Here is a 16953-nt window from a genome sequence, read left to right on the forward strand (position 1 = left end):
CGTCTCGGTTACGAGTCGTCCTCGCCGGACTCCTCGGGGTCGGAACACCGGGATTTCCGCTGTCGCTGGCCCGCGAATCGACCCCGCGGTTTCCGCTGTCCGGTCGTCGCTCCGAGTTCGAGTCCGTTCGTCGTTTTCGCCGAAACTCCGCTCTCCGCCGACATCCGTTCTCCGCCGACATCTCGTATGAGATTTGCTCGCAGTTGTGATTGCTCGTGGTTGTGATTGCCTGTGGTCGTGATGTCTTGGGCCGCTCGACTCGATACCGGGAAAACAGCGGAAACCGCGGGGTAGCTATCTGCGGCGAACCGGCGCGGAACAGCGGAAACACCGGTGTTCCCCGAGCGAGAGGAGTTCGTGGTGCGGCGGTAGACAGCGGAAACGGTGGGGTAGCCAAGACCTGAGAACGGCGAAACCGGGTTGGAGAGGCGAAGGCGGTTAATTCAGGACCGGCGAAATTCAGAGAGAAACAGCGGAAACGATGGGGTAGAGAACGAGACGAGAACGAAATAGGATTCCTAAAAGATGGTAGAGTTAGTTCTCCGCGTCCTCGAAGGTCGTCTGGTAGTACGGACGGATGCTCTCGTGGACGCCAGCGAACTCGATGGTCTCCTCCAGTGCGGTCACGACGAGTTGGAGGTCCTGTTTCAGGGCGTGTTCGCGGTACTTACCGCCGGACATGCCCTCGTTCTTCTCCGTCGAGGAGATGACTCCAAGCATGGCCAAGTCAGCGAGATGGTCGCGCATCCGTCTGCTGGTGAGGGGTTCGGTGCCGACGTGGTTACAGAGTTGCTCGTAGCGCGGTCGGATGTCCCGAGACCGGGCCGGAGTCTTGCCCTCGGCCTCCAGCGAGGTGAGCGCGTAGAGGATGAGTCGGGCGTGTTCGGTCAAGTCGGCGACGCCCTCCATGATTCGGTCGCGTTCGAGTTTCTCGCGGGCCTCCTGCACGTGTTCGTCGGTGACTTGCTCGACTGCTTCTTTCCGAGCCAAGTCGCCCGCTTCCAGCAGGAGGTCGAGGGCCTGCCGGGCGTCCCCGGCGTCTTGGGCACCGTAGGCCGCGCAGAGCGGGATTACGTCCTCGGCGAGCGCGCCGTCGTGGAAGGCGACCTGTTCGCGCTGGCTGAGGACCTTCTGGAGTTCGGTGGCGTCGTAGGGCGGGAAGGAGACTTCCTTCTCACACAACGAGGAGCGAACCTTGGCCGAGAGGGAATCGCGGAAGGAGAGGTCGTTAGAGATGCCGATGAGGCCGATTTTCGCGTCTTCGAGGTAGCCGTTGGACCGGGCGCGCGGAATCTGGTAGAGGATGGAGTTGTCGTTGATGTGGTCCACCTCGTCTAAGACCACGATGATGGTCCCGCCGAGTTTGTCGAGTTCCTCCCAGAGAAAGCTGTAGACCTGCGCTTGGGGGTAGCCCGTGTTACTGATTTGCTCGGAGGGGTCCCGGAGGGTGTTGACGAGGCGGACCGCGACCTGATAGCTGGAGTTGAGACCGTCGCAGTTGATTTCGATGACGTTGAGCGAGATGTCGTCGTACTTGGCGGCGTCGTCTTGGAGACGGTTCAGGAGGAAACGAGTGGCCGCGGTCTTACCCACGCCGCTCTTTCCGTAGAGGAAGATGTTCGACGGGGCCTCGCCGTTGATGATGGGTTGGAGTGCGGCGTGGTACTCCTCTAACTCCTCGTCGCGCCCGACGAGGTTGTCCGGGGTGTACTCCTCTAACAGCGCGTCCCGGTTCTTGTAGAGGGAGTTGTCTCGGTCGAAACTGAACGATGACATTGTCGGTGTGCGGTCGTTGGACGGTCTGGATTATAAAGCCACGTGGTCAGCGGTGCGTCCGCTGTTTCCGCTGTCCCGAAAGCTTTTATTTGTCGAGTGGTCCGGTGGGGTGTGTCGAGGGTGCGTCGTTTCCGATGTCTCGATTGACTTAAACACACACCCACCCCATCGTTTCCGGAGTCTTTGGTCGGGAAGGGAGGGTGGGTCGAGAAAGCCTCTCTAGAGGCGGTAGTTTTATTACATATAGGCAAAAACTATAGCCGTAGTACAACTAGACTAGTTAAGTTAGTTCGTCTTTTGCTTCTATTTAGCTTCTTTAGACTATCTACGTGGCTTTTTCGACGCTTTCACTTTCCATCATCTTCTTGCGGCCGCCACCGCGTTTCGTTGTTTCGCTCGCTTCCTCCCCGTCTAGTCATTTTCGTGACCTATATTCGGCTCCTCCGGCCCCCGTCTCTCCTGCCGCAAGACAGCGGAAACGGTGGGGTGAGTGTGTTTCTTTTGACCCGACCCCTCCTCGTCGGAAAGACAGCGGAAACGATGGGGTGGGTGTCCCCCTCTCGTCTCTCCCTTCGTGGGTGCGACTTGATTTCCGAACCCGCGAAAAGCGTCCGGAAAGACTCTCTATCGTCAATACAACCGGCGACCGAACAGCGGAAATCGTGGTGTCGTTCCGGTCTTCGATACCTCGTCTCACGCCGCTCGAATGTCAGCCAGCGATTTAATTCTCGGTACCCTCTCCCGAAAACAGCGGAAACGGTGGGGTTGCTCCGAGGTCTTTCGACCTGTCTTCGTCCCTGTTCTCTCCGCTACCGAGTCAAAACCTTCGACACAACGTCTCACAATCGCGTCTCCTCTGTTCGCCGAAACAGCGGAAACGACGGGGTTACCACGGAGTGGAGGATTGCCACAGAGCCGGGTTTCCCTAACCCGTCAAATGCCGGAACCCGAATCGGGACGTCGTCGGAATTCGGGATGGTATCGGAATTCGGGATGGTATCGGAATTCGGGATGTCGTAGCCGTCGTCACCCGCGGAGTCGTCATCGTCGCTGTCCGAGAAAGTTCGTCTCGGAGCGGAGTTAGTCAACGAGGACCGCTTCGGCCGGACGCCGAGGAGACACCTCCGAAACGCCACCCGCGTAGCCGAGTCGGAACAGGTGCTGGGGCGTCCACTCCGGTTGTCCCAACAGTCCCGTCAACTCCCGGCGTAGGCTGGGAATCTCTAGCATTGCGCTCATCGGGTGGGTCTGGACGCCCAGCACCGTCGCGCGCAGACTCACTCGTTGGAAGACCTGTCCGGCCCGAATCTGGCCACGGCGGCCGTCGGATTGGGTTCGAATCACGGCGACCAGTGGCGTCGCCCGCATCAGTCCGGCGTCCTTGCGCGCCTGCTGGCCACCGACGTTCAGGTACGTCATCAGGTACTTGCCGAGTTTGGCTTCGAGCCACGAGTCGCCGAACGCGCCGCGGCCTATCCACCGACCCAGTTCCCGTCGGTAGTTCGGGTCGGCGAACTGCCGGCGGTCGGCCCGCGACGACAGGTCCGCGAGGGCGTCCACCTTCGCCGGGTCGGCGACGAACTGGAGGCGCACGTCCGCCTCGGCGCAGGCCTCCTGAAGCACTCGCAGGTCCTCGCGGGGCACCGGGCGCTCCTGATACCGACTCCGGTTGGTCCGCCGGTTCGGGATGGTCTCGAACAGTCGGGAGTCGCGCCGGTCGCTGGCTTCGTCGCTCGTTTCGGACGCTTGGCTGTCGCCGGCCGATAGCCGGACCGTCGAGGCGTGGGCGCTGTCGCTCCCCGGCAGGTACTCGACTTCGTAGCCGAGTCCGAAGTGGTCGGCGGCGACCAGCAGGTTCTCCAGCGCCGCCCCGAGGCTGACGTAGAGTTCGCGCTTGTCGGGGTCGGCCACCGTCAACCACCGTTCCAAGTCCGCGAACAGCCGAATCTCGTCGCCGGTCACGTTGAACAGCCACGGTTGGGTGTTGTGACTCGACGGTGCCAGCACCGCGTACCGGACCAGAAACTGAGCCTGCTCGGTCGGCGTCCCCTCTCCGGGAAACAGCGACGCCGAGACCCGCCACGGATGCTTGCCGCCGACCCATCGCCGTCGCCGCGAGAGTGGACTCAGCGCGTCGAGGCCGAGGCGTTCCGCGACGCCGGTCTCTCGGCCTCGCTGTCCCGCGGTCGGTTTTCGGCTCTCCGGCGGTTCTCCCGGTTGCTCGCGGGCCGTCCGGTCGGTCGGTCCCCCGCCGTCTGCTCGGTTCGAGTCCCCCATCAGCCGTCGTGACGATGGCTGTGAACTTAGTTCTCCGCGTCGAATTTCTCGATACCGGGCACCGAATAAGCGCCATAGCGGGGACCGGGCACCGAATAAGCGCCATAGCGGGGACCGGGCACCGAATAAGCGCCATAGCGGAGACCGGGCACCGAATAAGCGACACAGCCGGGTGCTGAGTGCTGAACCAACGGAACAGCGACTACGAGGAATAGCGACTACGACCTCGAAAGTTCTCTGTCAGTTCAGGTCCCTCACCTCTCGTCGTCTGACTCTCCGGTCCTTCAACTCTCGTCGTCTGACTCTCCGGTTCCGGAGACTCGCACGCTGACCGCCGAGTGCTTGTATTCGGGAATCTTGGCCACCGGGTCGAGTTCGTCGCCGGTCAGCCGATTCACCAGCGGTTCGGCGAAGTGGAAGGTCAGAAACGCGGTCCCCGGTCGGACCGCAGGGGTCACGTCGGCGGTGGCCTCGACCCGCCCGCGGTCGTTCTCCACGACGACCACATCGCCCTCCTCGACGTTGCGCTCGGCGGCGTCGTCGGGGTGAATCTGAAGCGCGTCGTCGCTCCGGAGTCGCGTCAGAATCCCCGACCGGCGGGTCACGGCACCGCTGTTGAAGTGCGACAGAATTCGCCCGGTCGTCAGCACCAACTGGTCTTCGCCCACCTCGTCGGCCGGGTCAACGTCCTCGACCGGTTCCAGCGTTGCGCGCTTCGACCCGTCGCCGAACGTCTCGCGGTGCAGGATTTCGACGCCCGAGTCCGCATCTTCCGGGAAGGGCCACCGCTGGCTTCCCTCGCCGATTCCCTCGTAGCTCATCCCGGCGTAGAGCGGATTGATGCGGGTCATCTCGGCGAAGACCTCGCTCGGCGCGCGGTCCTCGAAGCCCCCGGCGTCGGTCAATCTTGCCCCGAGTTCGCAGATGATGTCCAAGTCCCGGCGGGCCTCGCCGGGCGGCGCTGTGGCGGGTCGCATGCGCTGGACCTGCCGGTCGGTGTTCGTGACGGTCCCGGCCTTCTCGGCCCACGAACTCGCCGGGAGTACCACGTCGGCGTGCCGGACCGTCTCGGTCGGGAAGATGTCTTGCACGACCAGCAAATCGAGGTCGTCCAACTCTCGGGCCACCCGGTTGGCGTTTGGTTCGGTGGCCGCGATGTTCTCGCCGACGACGTAGGCCCCGCGAATCTCGTCGCCGAACCGATGGGTCATCTCGACCTCGGTCAGGCCCGGTTCTGCGGGTGGTTCGAATCCCCACTCGTCGGCGACCTCCTCGCGTGCCTCGGCGTCTGTCACGGCCCGATACCCCGGCAGAACGTCGGGGAGCGCGCCCACGTCGCCAGCGCCCTGCACGTTGTTCTTCCCTCGGAGGGGGTTGACGCCAGCGCCGCGCTTGCCGACGTTGCCCCCCAGAAGCGCCAGATTCAGCAGGGCGTGGACGTTGGCGGTCCCGCACCGGTGCTGGCTCATCCCCATCCCGGTGAACGCCGCAGACCGGTCGGCCTCGCCGTAGGCCCGCGCGGCGGACCGGAGGGCCGATTCTTCGACGCCGGCCTTTTCGGCGGCCGAATCGATGGCAATTCCGGCCAGCCAGTCCTCGAACTCGTCGAATCCCTCGACTCGTGCCTCGACGAACTCGTCGTCTACCAGTCCCTCCTCGACCAGCACTTTGCACATCGCGTTCAGCAGGGGGATGTCGTAGCCCGGTCGGAGCGCGAGGTGGTGGTCGGCGTGGCGAGTTGTCGCGTTCTCGCGGGGGTCGATGTGAATCAGGGTCGCGCCCTGCTTGACGGCGGGTGCGACGTAGGAACTGAAGATGATGGGGTGCTGTTCGGCGGGGTTCGCGCCCGCCACGAGGAGGGCGTCGGCCTCGGGCAGGTCCCGAATCGTGTTCGTCATCGCGCCGGTCCCGAACCGGTCGCTCATGGCGGCGACGGTCGAGGAGTGACAGAGCCGAGCGCAGTTGTCCACGTTGTTCGTCCCGAGTGCCCGCGCCAGTTTTTGGAGGAGGTAGTTCTCCTCGTTGGTACATCCCGACGAGGCGAAGAACGCCAGCGCCTCCTCGCCGTGAGCCTCCGAAATTCGGCGAACGCCCGACTCCACTCGATTGAGGGCCTCGTCCCACGAGGACGCCACGAGTTCGCCGTCTTCGCCGCGGACGAGCGGCCGGGTCAGTCGCTCGTCGTGGTCCACCACGTCGTAGGCCGCCACCCCCTTCGGACAGAGTTCGCCGCGCTGGTTCACCGGTGCGCGCCACCCGACCGCTTTCCCGGTGTCCTCGCTGTACCGGACGCCACACCCGACGCCGCAGAACGGGCAGATGCTCTTTTGGTCGCCACTGCTTGTTCGGTCGTCCTCACTCGCTCGCTCGCCCCCACTCATGACACCTCGTGCGACGCCGACTTGGTTATGCGTAACGGACCGCAAGCTCCGCTGAGAACTCCGCCGAGCCAGTGTCCGAACCCCAACAAGTATGCGGGAAGTAGATACCAGTAAATTTATGCAAATGCGAAGATTGGATTTCGATTGATGGACGTCCGAACGCTCCTTATTGTCACTTTGCTCATTATCTCCTCGGTGGCACCGGCACTCGGTGTCACTCAGAGCTATCAGGACCCCGACCCGAACATCTCGGTCTCCGCGCCGAGCGAGGTGACGGTCGGCGAGCAGTTCACCATCCAAGTGGACGGCGCGAACTTCGGCGGGCGGGCAGGTAAGTACTCGACCATCTCGGTCTCGTTTCCGGGGCACGCGACCGACAGTCACGTCAACAGCATCTACACCGACCTCTCCTTCGAACTCACCAGAGAAGCGGGCGACACGATTTACGACAAGTACGGCGGCGAGATGACCGCCGACTACGCGCTCGCCGAGGCCGGCGTCGGCGGTTCTTCGGGTTGGGACGCCGGGTCCGACAACCAGTTATCGGTCACGGTCACGCCACAGGAGACCGGCACCTTCGTCTTCTACACTCGGGTCACCCTGACCGACGACGAGAACCCCGACCGGAAGTTCAACGCGCCGGAGTACGGCGACACGACCGACCAGCAGGGATTCGAAGTCGCCCGGTTCGAGGTCGATGTCCGGGCCAACGAGCGAACGCTGGAACTGGGCGTTCCCTCTGAGGGTGAGGTCCGGGCGAGTCCTCCGTACTCGACCTATCGAGACGGACAGATTCTCGACTACGAAGTCGGAACCGACGTGACCCTCGAAGCCCAACCCGACTCGGGCTACAAGTTCGACCACTGGGAGGGCGACTACCCCTCGGGCGACCGAGACGAGAAACGAATCACGGTCGAGATGGACCAGAACCGCGGACTGATGCCGGTCTTCGTCGAGGACCCCACCGAGTACCTACTCGGTCTCGACGTGAAGGGGACCGAAGGCGAGGTCCATGTAGACCCGCCCTACGATACCGTCAGTAGCTACGTCGAAAAGCAGTACGAGGAGGGGACGGACGTGACCCTCGAAGCCGACCCGAGAGACGGCTACAAGTTCGACCACTGGGAGGGCGACTACCCCTCGGGCGACCGAGACGACTCGACCATCACGGTCGAGATGGACCGAGCCAAGTTGCTCAGGCCGGTGTTCGCCGAGGTGACACCCGAGTACGGTCTCGACGTGGACGTTCCCGGCCAGAAGGGCGAAGTCGAGATGAGTCCGCCCTACGACTCGTTCAGTAGCTACGTCTCCAAGAGCTACGAGGAGGGAACGGACGTGACCCTCGAAGCGACCCCTGCCGAGGGGTACAAGTTCGACTACTGGGAGGGCGATTACCCCTACGGGGAGGAAGACTCCCAATCGATTACGGTCGAGATGGACGAGGCCAAGTCGCTGACTCCCGTCTTCGCCGAGGTGACACCCGAGTACGGCCTCAACGTGGACGTTCCCGACGAGGGCGGCGAAGTCGAGATGAGTCCGCCCTACGACTCGTTCAGTAGCTACGTCTCCAAGAGCTACGAGGAGGGAACGGACGTGACCCTCGAAGCGACCGCTTCGGACGACTACGAGTTCGACCACTGGAAGGGCGATTACCCCTACGGAGAGGAAGACTCCCGAACGATTACGGTCGAGATGGACGAGGCCAAGTCGCTGACCCCCGTCTTCGAAGAGGACATAACGCGGTACTCGCTCGACGCATCGGCATCGAGCGACCGCGGGGACGTCGAAATCAGTCCCTCCGGGCCGACCGGCGGCGAGGAGGGAACGTACAAAGAAGGGTCAGAGGTCACGCTCGAAGCGATTCCCGCGGAGGGGTACGTCTTCGACCACTGGGAAGGTGACTACCCGGATGGGGAGCGCGACGAGCAGACGATTAGCGTCGAGATAGACGCCGACAAGTCGCTGGACCCGGTGTTCGCCGAGGAGAACGAGAAACCGATTCCGGAAATCGAGGCCAGTTCGCAGACGCCGACGATAGGCGAAACGGTGGAGTTCGACGCCGAGGACTCCGAAGACCCTGACGGTCGGATTCGAAGCTACACGTGGACGGTCAACGGCGACGACCCAAAGCGCGGCGAGGAGGTCTCCTACGAGTTCCCCGACCCCGGCGAGTACTCGGTGAAACTCGTGGTCGAGGACGAAAGCGGTGACGCCGTGACGAAGCGATACAGCGTGACGGTTCGGGACCGACCCTCGGTCTCCATCCAGCGTGACGTGACGAAACCTAAGATCGGCCAGCACGTGCCCCTGACTGCGGTCTCGGACGACTCGGACGTCGAATTCGAGTGGGACACCGACGGAGACGGGGAGTTCGAGGAGTCGGGGTCGAAGGTTTCGCCCGCCTTCGAGGTCGGTGGCAAACACCGGGTTCGGGTCCGCGCAACCGACTCGAACGACGTCGCCAACACCGCGACGAGGATTATCAACGTCCAGAAGAACGCCAACTTCCAACTCAACTCCAACCGGGCGAACGTCGTGGCGACCGAGGAGTCCGCAATCGTCACGTTCACCGTCGCCAACATCGTCGAGAAGGAGAATCTGAACGCGAAACTCGAACTGGAACTGCCCGAGGAGGGCGTCTCGATAGCCGGCGTCGGTGGCGGGGAACTGGCGAGTCGCAAGTCCACGAAGTTCATCCAAGTCACGCCCGACGACGACGAGACCCTGCAGGTCCGCCTCCAGATTAACGAACCCGGAGAGTACGAGATTCGTGGGCAAGCGGTCTACTACTTCGCCGGGCAGGACGACCGGCGCGAGCAGACGGTCGGTCCCGTCACCATCACCGCCCGCGAACCCGGTGCGACGACCACCGACGACCCCGACGACCCGGACGACCCTGACGACTCCGACGACCAATGGACCGAAACGACCGAAGGCGACACGCCCGGATTCGGCATCGCGCAGGCGGTCGTTGCGATGCTGGTCGTCGTCGGACTGTTCCGTCGGCGAGCGTCGTAGGGTCCCAGTTTCGGGTTCTCCGTTTCGATTCTCTCCGTTTCGGGTCTCGTCTCGGCTCTGCTCTCGATTTTCAACCCACGCCCGGCAGAACCGTCACCGAAAGCGCCAGCAGGACGCCGGTCGTCACGAACACGAACACGAGGTCTAGCACCGACCCGGCCCGGAGCATCTGGCCCCGAGTGACCTCGCCGGTGCCGAAGACGATGGCGTTCGGCGGGGTGGCGACTGGGAGCGCGAACCCGTAACTCGCGGCGACGGCGCTCGCAATCGGGAGGAGGACCGCGGCGTCCATTCCCGCGAGGGGGAACTCCCGACCGACCTCGATGAGGACCGGCGCGAGGACGGCCGCGGTGGCGGTGTTCGACGCGAGTTCGCTGAACGCGACGGTCAGCGCGACGATGGCGGCCAGCAGGACGGCCAGCGGTGCGTCCCCGAACGCCGACAGGACCTCGCCGGCGAGCCATTCGGTCGCACCGGTGTCCGACAGCGCGTCGGCCAGCGTCAATCCGCCGCCGAACAGCAGGAGCGTGCCCCAGTCGATGCCCTCCGCGTCCTCCCACTCGACGCCGCCCGCGAGAAAGAGGACCGGAATCGCCGAGAGGCCGACCACGACGAAGTAGAGGAGACCCTGATACTCGTTCTCTCGGCCGAACGCGAGTGCGTACCACTCGGGAGACAGCGCGTCCTCGAACAGAAATCCCAGTCCGCCCAGAAGCCAGAGGCCCGCGACGGCGACGAAGATGAGTGCGACGCGCCGGGCGGACCTGTCCAGCGGTCCGGCCTCGTCGGCCGACGCTCGGGCGGTTTCGCGGGCAGAGGACACGTCTACGTTCTCGGGCGGGTAGAGCCGAATCAGGAGGTACCACGCCAGCGGGAGGGTGACGGCGACCGTCGGGAGACCGACGACCAGCCACTCCGCGAAATCGACCTCGTAGCCCGCATCCGCCAGCAGGCCGACCACGATGGCGTTGGGCGGCGTGCCGATGAGCGTCCCGATGCCGCCGATGCTCCCGGCGTAGGCCACTCCCAGCAGGGTCGCGGTGTGCAGGTTCTCGACCGACTGATTCGCTGTCGCGTCGATTTGACGCACCACGCCGACCGAGATGGGGGCCATCAGCGCCACCGTCGCCGTGTTCGAGACGAGCATCGACAGCACCGCGGTCGGTACCATCACCCCGAGGACGACCCGACGAGGAGTCGTCCCGACCCGGCCCAGCAGTCGGAGCGCGACCCGGCGGTCCAGACCGTGCTTCTGGAGCGCCACGGCGAGGACGAACGTGGCCAGAAACAGGAACACCACCGGGTCGGCGAACCCGGTCAGCGCCTGCCCAAGCGTCGGATACACCCCGAGCGCGACAAGCCAGACCGGAATCGTCAGCGAGGTCACGGCCAGCGGGAGCGCGCCGGTAATCCAGAGGCCGGACGCGAACGTCGCCGTGGCGAGCGCGTGCTGGCCGGCGGGCGACAGACCTGCCGGTGTCGGCGCACCAGCGACCGCGAGCGCCGCGGCCGAGACGCCGAGGACGACCGTCCAGTCCGGCGGACGCGGCACCGTGGGAAGCGATTTCTCCGTCATGACGACATCCTGCGAGAGAACTACCGTACTCCCAGTTCGGCGCTCTCCGAGTAATGGTTTCTGGGCGACACTTCGCCCGGAAGCCGCTCGGCCAAGTCGATATTCCGACTGGACGACGCTCGGACCCGCCGACGTTCCGACCGGACGACGCCAGACTCGCCGACGTTCCGACCGGACGACGCCAGACTCGCCGACGTTCCGACCGGGAGACGCTTCGTTCGGGAGCCACCGAAAGACAACTCCTTGCGTGTTAAACAAACAAAAACATACTCTTACCAATGGAAAATATTTCTCGAACAGTACGTCCCGCAGACAGAACTTTACCCTCGCGCGTCGTCTTGGCGAGTATGGCGACGAACGCACAACTCTCCCGAATTCTCATCGTCGCGGTGGCGCTCCTGCTGTTGCTCCCCGTCGTGACGATGCTGTTCGCGTGGCCGATGATGGGGATGGGGTGGTGGATGCACGGCCCGGTCGAGGGCGGACCGGCCGGTCCCGGCGGGTTCGGCGGGGCCACGCCCACGTGGATGTTTGGCTTCTGGATAGTCGGTCTCTTGCTTATCGTCGGCGTCGGCTATCTCCTCTATCGGTCGGTGTCGAACGGGACCGGCGACCCCGCGCTCGAAGAACTCCGGCAGGCCTACGCTCGGGGGGACCTCTCGGACGAGGAGTTCGAGGAGCGACGACAGCGACTCCGGGAATAGCCGACTCGGCGACGCCGCCCGGCGCGCACCGATTTCGGGCGTCTTTCGGCCCCCACAGCGCGGCGTCTGCTCGCCGAATCGGTGACCGATTCTATCCGCGAGACTCGACGTAGTGTGACACCGCACACCAACGAAGTTCTCATTTTCGTTCGAACATTTCTCCATTTCAGGTTATAGTATATAAAGAAAATATAAAATAATAAATAACAAAAATATAATTACAATCTATGGAGAGAAGAAAGTTCCTCCAGAGTGCTGGTGTAGGAATCGCAAGCGTCCTCGGTGCCGGTGCCGCGAGTGCCAGCGAGGACGCCGACGGACCGATTCGAGTCGAAGGCGTTCGGATTCACCGATTCACCCCCGCGGGAGACGACACCTTCGACTACGAAGAACAGTTCCGGAGCGGTCGGCTCAGGGCCAAGTTCGGGACTGAAACGGTGACGGTTGACGAGGCGACCGTCACCCGCGAACAGCTTCCCGAGGACTACCGGGACCGCAAGGGTCGATTCCAAGTCACCCAGCCCGATACGGCAGTTCTGGGCCACATGTCGGAGTTCGTCGCTCAGGAGTCCGGGTCGAGCGGTGACGTGGGGACCCAGACCCACGACCTGCCGGAGTACTGCTACAAGAACGCCGACGTCGCCGAACGGACGGGACCGATAAACGTCGCGTGGGAAGTGAACAAGTCGGCCAGCGAGATTCGAAGTGCCATGCGCGACAACGTTAGCTGGTGGGACGGCGAGTGCTGGTGTGCCGACCTCCCGAGTTTCGACCGATACACGGTCATCGACGGAAGCGCGGCCAAGAACGACAGCGGCGTCGCCAAGTCGGTCGGGACCCACCTCACCGGAAGCCAGTGGCACGCTCGGCTCTGGAACATGCCGGACGGCCGAGTCGTCGCGCAGGCTCACTACGACGTTCAGGACCACGGCACGATAATCCTCGACCCGGACTACCGATTCAAGGAGTCGCGCCAGACCGTCGCGGACACGTGGACCGACGCGCTCGACTACTCCGAGAACATCTACTATCAGGGTAACGGTAGCGGTTACACCTGTGACGACTCCTCGGACGGGTACGTCTCGAAGATTATCTGACCCGACGTTGAAGTAGGCTTCCCCCGAACCATCCTTTCAGGTCCTCATTCGATGAACCCAGAACTCAGAGATGCGCTGTCGTACGGCGTGGTCGCTTACGCCGGACTGGTCGGGCTATACGTCGTCTTGGTGGCCGCCAGTAGCGTCCTCGCCGGCGAACTGACTCGCTCGCAGTGGCCTACCGCGACCTACCTCCTCGCCGGTGCGTGCGTACTGTTCGTCGCGGCGTGGACCGGGGCGAACGGTCTATCGGCGTCTACCGCGGTCGGTGTCGGCCTCGCTCCGGTCGCGGCCGTGTTGACCGCGGGGGCCGTCGCCGTGTCGGTTGACCAACTCGGCGACCCGATACATCCCGGTTTCCTCGCGTTCTTCCTCGCGGGAACGTTCGTCCTCGGGCAAGTTGTCGCCCTCGTCGGCTACGGACTCGGCTCCGTTCTCGCCAGTGCGTGAGGAGATTGCGTCGTCCGTGGTCGGCCTCCGCTCGTTCGGCGACCACGAATTACGTCCTATCGGTCCGCGACGACGAAGCACGTCTCGGGTCGCTCGTCGGCCCGCCGAATCTCGAACCCGGCGTCCTCGAGGAGTTCGACTGCTTCGTCACGACTGTAGCGCTCCTCGACCGGCGGGCCGCCGTCGCCGCTCCCGTTCGCGCTCCAGTCGGCGACGACGAATCGCGCGCCGTCGCGGAGGGTTCTGGCGACCTCTGCCAGCGACTCCTCGCTGGCGAACTCGTGGAAGGTCATGGTCGAAAAGGCGGCGTCTAACTCGCCGTCGCCGAATGGGAGGTCCCCGATGTCGGCGGTCACCAACTCGACGTTCTCCGGCACGCCCTTCTCGCGATACAGGTCGTGCATCTCGGCCTGCACGTCCACGGCCCGGAGGTCGCCCGCAAACGGGGCCACATCGTCGGTGTAGAACCCGGTCCCGCTCCCCAAGTCCGCCACCGAGGACCCGCTCTCGGAATCGAGGTCCAGCGCGCCGACTAACTCCTCGCGCGAGAGGTAGCGATACCGCGACTCGTCTTCGAGTCTGTCGGCCGACTCGGGGTCGAAGGTGTGAAATCCCATGCCCGAAATCCGTGGCCGACCGCCTTAACGACTGCGGGATGTGGCCGAAGTACGCAAGACCGCGAACGCAAATCCTCCTCCCGACCGGAACGACCCCCTTTCTGACCGGAATCTTAGCTGTGGCGCTCGATGAGTTGGGTCAGGGTGGCCTCGTCCTGCACGCCCACGACCTGTTCGACCTGCTCGCCGTCGGCGAACAGGAGGAGCGTCGGGACTCCTCGGACCCCGTACTGGGTGGCGAGGCCCTGATGCTGGTCGATGTCCACCTTCGCCACCGCGGCGTCGGTCTTCTGGGCGAGGGCCTCGACGGTCGGTTCGAGCATATTGCAGGGTCCACACCAGTCCGCGTAGAAGTCCACCAGCACCACGTCGTGGTCGGTGGTCACCGTCGAGAAGTGTTCGACGCTCTCGACGTGGATGGGTTCGTTCGGCGCAGACTCGGTAGTCTCGCTTTCGGCGTCGTCCTCGCCGAGGAGTTCGTCGCGCTTCTGTTCGCGGATAGATTCGAGTTCGTCTTCGCTCATCACCGCTATCTTGTCACCGGACGGCTTTAACTGTTTTGCAGGTATAGCACAATATTGCTTCTCCCGCTCGGCCCTAATTCGGTTTCTGTCGCCGACCCTGACGCCCGCCGCGGCGGACAGAAACGGTCGAGAGACGAATCCGAACCTTTTCGACCGACAACAGTAACGCCGGATTTCGGTCGACACACGCGCCGGATAATTTCGGCGGTCCGATTTCCGCCAGATTTGCTCAGTCAATAACAATGGGCGGTTCGGTCGTCGTCGGTCACATGGTAGGCGTAATCGGCACGACGCTCGGGTCCGACGCGCTCGATGCGATGGTCGCGTCCGCGGACGCCGAGGAGTGGTACGAAATCGAGCGATTCGCTCCCGCAGAACGAGGACCCGCGGGCGACGTGGGCCTCGCGCTGGTCCATCACGGCGAGAAGGACCCCGGCGGTCACGCCACGTGGTCCGGCGAGTCGGGCGTCGGCGTCGTCCACGGCGCGATTTCGAACCGCGAGCGCCTCGGCCTCTCGCACGCCGAGATTTTCGAGCGCGTGCTGGACCGACCCACCGTAACGCTCCCCCAGTTGAGCGGCCCCTTCCTCCTCGCAGTCGCCGACCGGGAGGGCAACCTGCTGGTCGCCAGTGACAAGTTGGGGACCAGAGAGTGCTACGTCGCCGAAACCGACGACGGCGTGGCCTTCGGGTCCGACCTCTCGGCGGTCGCTGGCCGGATGGAGTCGCCCGAAATCGACGCCCGGACTGCGAGCGACCTGCTGTCGTTCGGGTTCGCGCTCGGCGACAAGTCGCTGGTGGCGGGCGTCAGGGCGCTTCCGCCGGCGAGTCTCCTCCGGGTCGGCCCGGACGGCGCTGACGTTTCGGCGAATCGCTACTGGGAACCCAACTTCTCGCGGTACTCCTCGGCGGGGTACGTCGAACGGGCGCTGTCGTCGTACCGGCGTGCGGTCTCGGACGCCGCCGGGACCGTCTCGGGTCGCCTCGGACTCTGGCTTTCCGGAGGTCTCGACAGTCGCACGATGGCGGGAGTCCTGCGCGAGGAGTACGGTCCCTTCCGGACGTTCACCTACGACTCGAACCCGCCCGACGAGTCGAATCTGGCTCCCGCGAGGTCGGTCGCCGAGTCGCTGGGCGTGGACAACGACCTCGTGTTGGAGACGCCCGACGACTTCGCCGAGGCCTACGCCCGGTCGGTCCGGGCCTGCGACGGGATGGTGCCCCACCAGAATCTGGTCGCGCCCTCGTTCGTCTTCGGCCAACTCCACGGTAAGGTGGACGCGATGATGGAGGCCGCGCCGCAGGGGGAGTTCTTCGGCGAGGAGATTTGGACCTCCCACCTCGACGCGCCCTCGGCGACCGACGCCTTCGAGTCGATGCTGTCCTTCCGCCGGGAGTCCGCCGAGGACGTTCGGGCGGTCCTCGACGGCGACACTCCGACTGGCACCCCGCCGGACCCCGACCGGTCCATCCGGGAGATGGTCGCTTCCAGTTCCAAATCCAGCGTCCCCAACCGAATTCTGGACGTGTGGTTCCGCAACTTCCCGAAGAACGGTCACTTCCGGGGGAATCAGGCGGTCCGGAGTCAGGTCGGCATGCGGGTCCCCTTCGCCGACGGCGACTTTCTCGATACCGTCGCGGGGATGCCTCACCGCAAGTTCCGCCGGGGGACGGTCCCGCTGACCGGCGGCCGCATCCCCCGGTCGATGTCGCCGCTCAAGCACGCGGTCGTTCGCCGACTCGACGGGGATTTGGACGAGATTCCCTACGAGCGGACCGGTCTCGCGCCGAAATATCCCCTGCCGCTCCACGACGCTGGCTACGTCGGCAAGCAACTCACGTGGCAACTGTTCACCGGGCGACCGGGCCGGTGGAACGACTGGTACCGCCAGCATCCCGATGTCCGCCGGACGGTGAACCACTGGCTGGATTCGGCGCGGGACCGCGCGCTGTTCGACGGCGACTTCGTGGAGCAACTCCGGCGTCGGCACCTCGCGGGCGAGGCGGACAACTGGGGCCTCCTCTCGGGAATCCTGAATCTGGAGGTCTGGATGCAACAGACCGTGGACCGCGAGACGGTTACTCCTCGGGTCGCTCGCTCGGGCCGAAATCCGTTCTAAGCAACCTCTCTATTGCTCTCAAAATTGCTTTCAATCCCGAGAAGAACAATTACGTTTCCTTACCGCTCCCACGCGGGCGGCGCGCGACCCATCCGCCGCAGGACAGCGGGGTAGCCGAACGCGATGACGATTGCCACGATGACTCGGGGGACGAACCCCTCGATTCCCGCGACGGCTAAGAGAGCGACGCCCAGAAAGTAGAGTACCAGCATGATGAGAAACTGCGGGAGTAACTGACGCCACGCTGATGCCATACGCGAGATGATGGGCTATGAGAAGTTAAATATGTGGTACGGTATCGCTACCTGACGATTGGCCTTTTCGGGCGTTCTTTCCGGAGACACCACCGGGAGACTCTTTCCAGTCGCTCCCTCGCCCCTCGCCACTCGCGCGATTGGGGCACCCACTGACGG

13 protein-coding genes are annotated in these 16953 nt (G+C 64.1%); 5 read left to right on the plus strand and 8 right to left on the minus strand.

Translation table 11 applies throughout. The annotated features are described in order from the left end of the window. Window positions 1-8 precede the first annotated feature (8 nt). From P2T57_RS18680 to fdhF, 4 genes are all read right to left on the minus strand, one after another. Window positions 9-164: a hypothetical protein gene (locus P2T57_RS18680; protein WP_276302256.1), complete on the minus strand. Its 156-nt coding sequence runs from the start codon at window positions 162-164 to the stop codon at window positions 9-11. A 370-nt stretch (window positions 165-534) separates the two neighbouring features. Next, window positions 535-1776, minus strand: a complete 1242-nt coding sequence (locus P2T57_RS18685; protein WP_276302257.1) for an orc1/cdc6 family replication initiation protein — start codon at window positions 1774-1776, stop codon at window positions 535-537. Window positions 1777-2856: 1080 nt separating this feature from the next. Beyond that, complete coding sequence (locus P2T57_RS18690; RefSeq protein ID WP_276302258.1) at window positions 2857-4053, minus strand: Acg family FMN-binding oxidoreductase; 1197 nt, start codon at window positions 4051-4053, stop codon at window positions 2857-2859. A 284-nt stretch (window positions 4054-4337) separates the two neighbouring features. Beyond that, window positions 4338-6434: a formate dehydrogenase subunit alpha gene (fdhF, locus tag P2T57_RS18695; protein ID WP_276302259.1), complete on the minus strand. Its 2097-nt coding sequence runs from the start codon at window positions 6432-6434 to the stop codon at window positions 4338-4340. A 147-nt stretch (window positions 6435-6581) separates the two neighbouring features. Between fdhF and P2T57_RS18700 the strand changes: the two genes are divergently transcribed. Next, on the plus strand, window positions 6582-9452 hold the full coding sequence (locus P2T57_RS18700; protein WP_276302260.1) for an InlB B-repeat-containing protein: 2871 nt from the start codon (window positions 6582-6584) through the stop codon (window positions 9450-9452). Window positions 9453-9522: 70 nt separating this feature from the next. Here the strand turns inward: P2T57_RS18700 and P2T57_RS18705 are convergent, their stop codons facing one another. Next, window positions 9523-11028: an SLC13 family permease gene (locus P2T57_RS18705; RefSeq protein ID WP_276302261.1), complete on the minus strand. Its 1506-nt coding sequence runs from the start codon at window positions 11026-11028 to the stop codon at window positions 9523-9525. 347 nt (window positions 11029-11375) lie between these two features. Between P2T57_RS18705 and P2T57_RS18710 the strand changes: the two genes are divergently transcribed. The 3 genes from P2T57_RS18710 to P2T57_RS18720 all read left to right on the plus strand — a co-directional run bounded on the left by P2T57_RS18710 (window position 11376) and on the right by P2T57_RS18720 (window position 13279). Further along, entirely contained in the window at window positions 11376-11732 is a 357-nt protein-coding gene (locus P2T57_RS18710) for an SHOCT domain-containing protein (protein WP_276302262.1), read from the plus strand. Between the two features lie 227 nt (window positions 11733-11959). After that, window positions 11960-12829, plus strand: a complete 870-nt coding sequence (locus P2T57_RS18715; protein ID WP_276302263.1) for a hypothetical protein — start codon at window positions 11960-11962, stop codon at window positions 12827-12829. A gap of 51 nt (window positions 12830-12880) precedes the next feature. Further along, window positions 12881-13279 carry a hypothetical protein gene (locus tag P2T57_RS18720; protein WP_276302264.1) on the plus strand — a complete coding sequence of 133 codons (399 nt, stop codon included), beginning with the start codon at window positions 12881-12883 and terminating at the stop codon, window positions 13277-13279. A 56-nt stretch (window positions 13280-13335) separates the two neighbouring features. Here P2T57_RS18720 and P2T57_RS18725 read toward each other — a convergent pair whose 3' ends face one another. Both P2T57_RS18725 and trxA read right to left on the minus strand, forming a co-directional pair. Next, window positions 13336-13896, minus strand: coding sequence for a class I SAM-dependent methyltransferase (locus tag P2T57_RS18725; RefSeq protein ID WP_276302265.1), 561 nt, complete (start codon window positions 13894-13896; stop codon window positions 13336-13338). A 113-nt stretch (window positions 13897-14009) separates the two neighbouring features. Then, on the minus strand, window positions 14010-14420 hold the full coding sequence (trxA, locus tag P2T57_RS18730; protein ID WP_276302266.1) for a thioredoxin: 411 nt from the start codon (window positions 14418-14420) through the stop codon (window positions 14010-14012). A gap of 269 nt (window positions 14421-14689) precedes the next feature. Between trxA and P2T57_RS18735 the strand changes: the two genes are divergently transcribed. After that, entirely contained in the window at window positions 14690-16540 is a 1851-nt protein-coding gene (locus P2T57_RS18735) for an asparagine synthase-related protein (RefSeq protein ID WP_276302267.1), read from the plus strand. Window positions 16541-16599: 59 nt separating this feature from the next. On the opposite strand, the gene P2T57_RS18740 is transcribed toward P2T57_RS18735, so the two are convergent. Then, window positions 16600-16794, minus strand: a complete 195-nt coding sequence (locus tag P2T57_RS18740) for a hypothetical protein (protein WP_276302268.1) — start codon at window positions 16792-16794, stop codon at window positions 16600-16602. Window positions 16795-16953 lie beyond the last annotated feature (159 nt).

This window comes from Halorussus lipolyticus (assembly GCF_029338375.1).
Taxonomy (GTDB): Archaea; Halobacteriota; Halobacteria; order Halobacteriales; family Haladaptataceae; genus Halorussus; species Halorussus lipolyticus.

What these genes read in the sequence shown, in the direction of transcription:
- P2T57_RS18680 (WP_276302256.1), bottom strand. Translation starts at nt 164, where the DNA reads ATGTCGGCGGAGAGCGGAGTTTCGGCGAAAACGACGAACGGACTCGAA.
- P2T57_RS18685 (WP_276302257.1), bottom strand. Translation starts at nt 1,776, where the DNA reads ATGTCATCGTTCAGTTTCGACCGAGACAACTCCCTCTACAAGAACCGG.
- P2T57_RS18690 (WP_276302258.1), bottom strand. Translation starts at nt 4,053, where the DNA reads ATGGGGGACTCGAACCGAGCAGACGGCGGGGGACCGACCGACCGGACG.
- fdhF (WP_276302259.1), bottom strand. Translation starts at nt 6,434, where the DNA reads ATGAGTGGGGGCGAGCGAGCGAGTGAGGACGACCGAACAAGCAGTGGC.
- P2T57_RS18700 (WP_276302260.1), top strand. Translation starts at nt 6,582, where the DNA reads ATGGACGTCCGAACGCTCCTTATTGTCACTTTGCTCATTATCTCCTCG.
- P2T57_RS18705 (WP_276302261.1), bottom strand. Translation starts at nt 11,028, where the DNA reads ATGACGGAGAAATCGCTTCCCACGGTGCCGCGTCCGCCGGACTGGACG.
- P2T57_RS18710 (WP_276302262.1), top strand. Translation starts at nt 11,376, where the DNA reads ATGGCGACGAACGCACAACTCTCCCGAATTCTCATCGTCGCGGTGGCG.
- P2T57_RS18715 (WP_276302263.1), top strand. Translation starts at nt 11,960, where the DNA reads ATGGAGAGAAGAAAGTTCCTCCAGAGTGCTGGTGTAGGAATCGCAAGC.
- P2T57_RS18720 (WP_276302264.1), top strand. Translation starts at nt 12,881, where the DNA reads ATGAACCCAGAACTCAGAGATGCGCTGTCGTACGGCGTGGTCGCTTAC.
- P2T57_RS18725 (WP_276302265.1), bottom strand. Translation starts at nt 13,896, where the DNA reads ATGGGATTTCACACCTTCGACCCCGAGTCGGCCGACAGACTCGAAGAC.
- trxA (WP_276302266.1), bottom strand. Translation starts at nt 14,420, where the DNA reads ATGAGCGAAGACGAACTCGAATCTATCCGCGAACAGAAGCGCGACGAA.
- P2T57_RS18735 (WP_276302267.1), top strand. Translation starts at nt 14,690, where the DNA reads ATGGTAGGCGTAATCGGCACGACGCTCGGGTCCGACGCGCTCGATGCG.
- P2T57_RS18740 (WP_276302268.1), bottom strand. Translation starts at nt 16,794, where the DNA reads ATGGCATCAGCGTGGCGTCAGTTACTCCCGCAGTTTCTCATCATGCTG.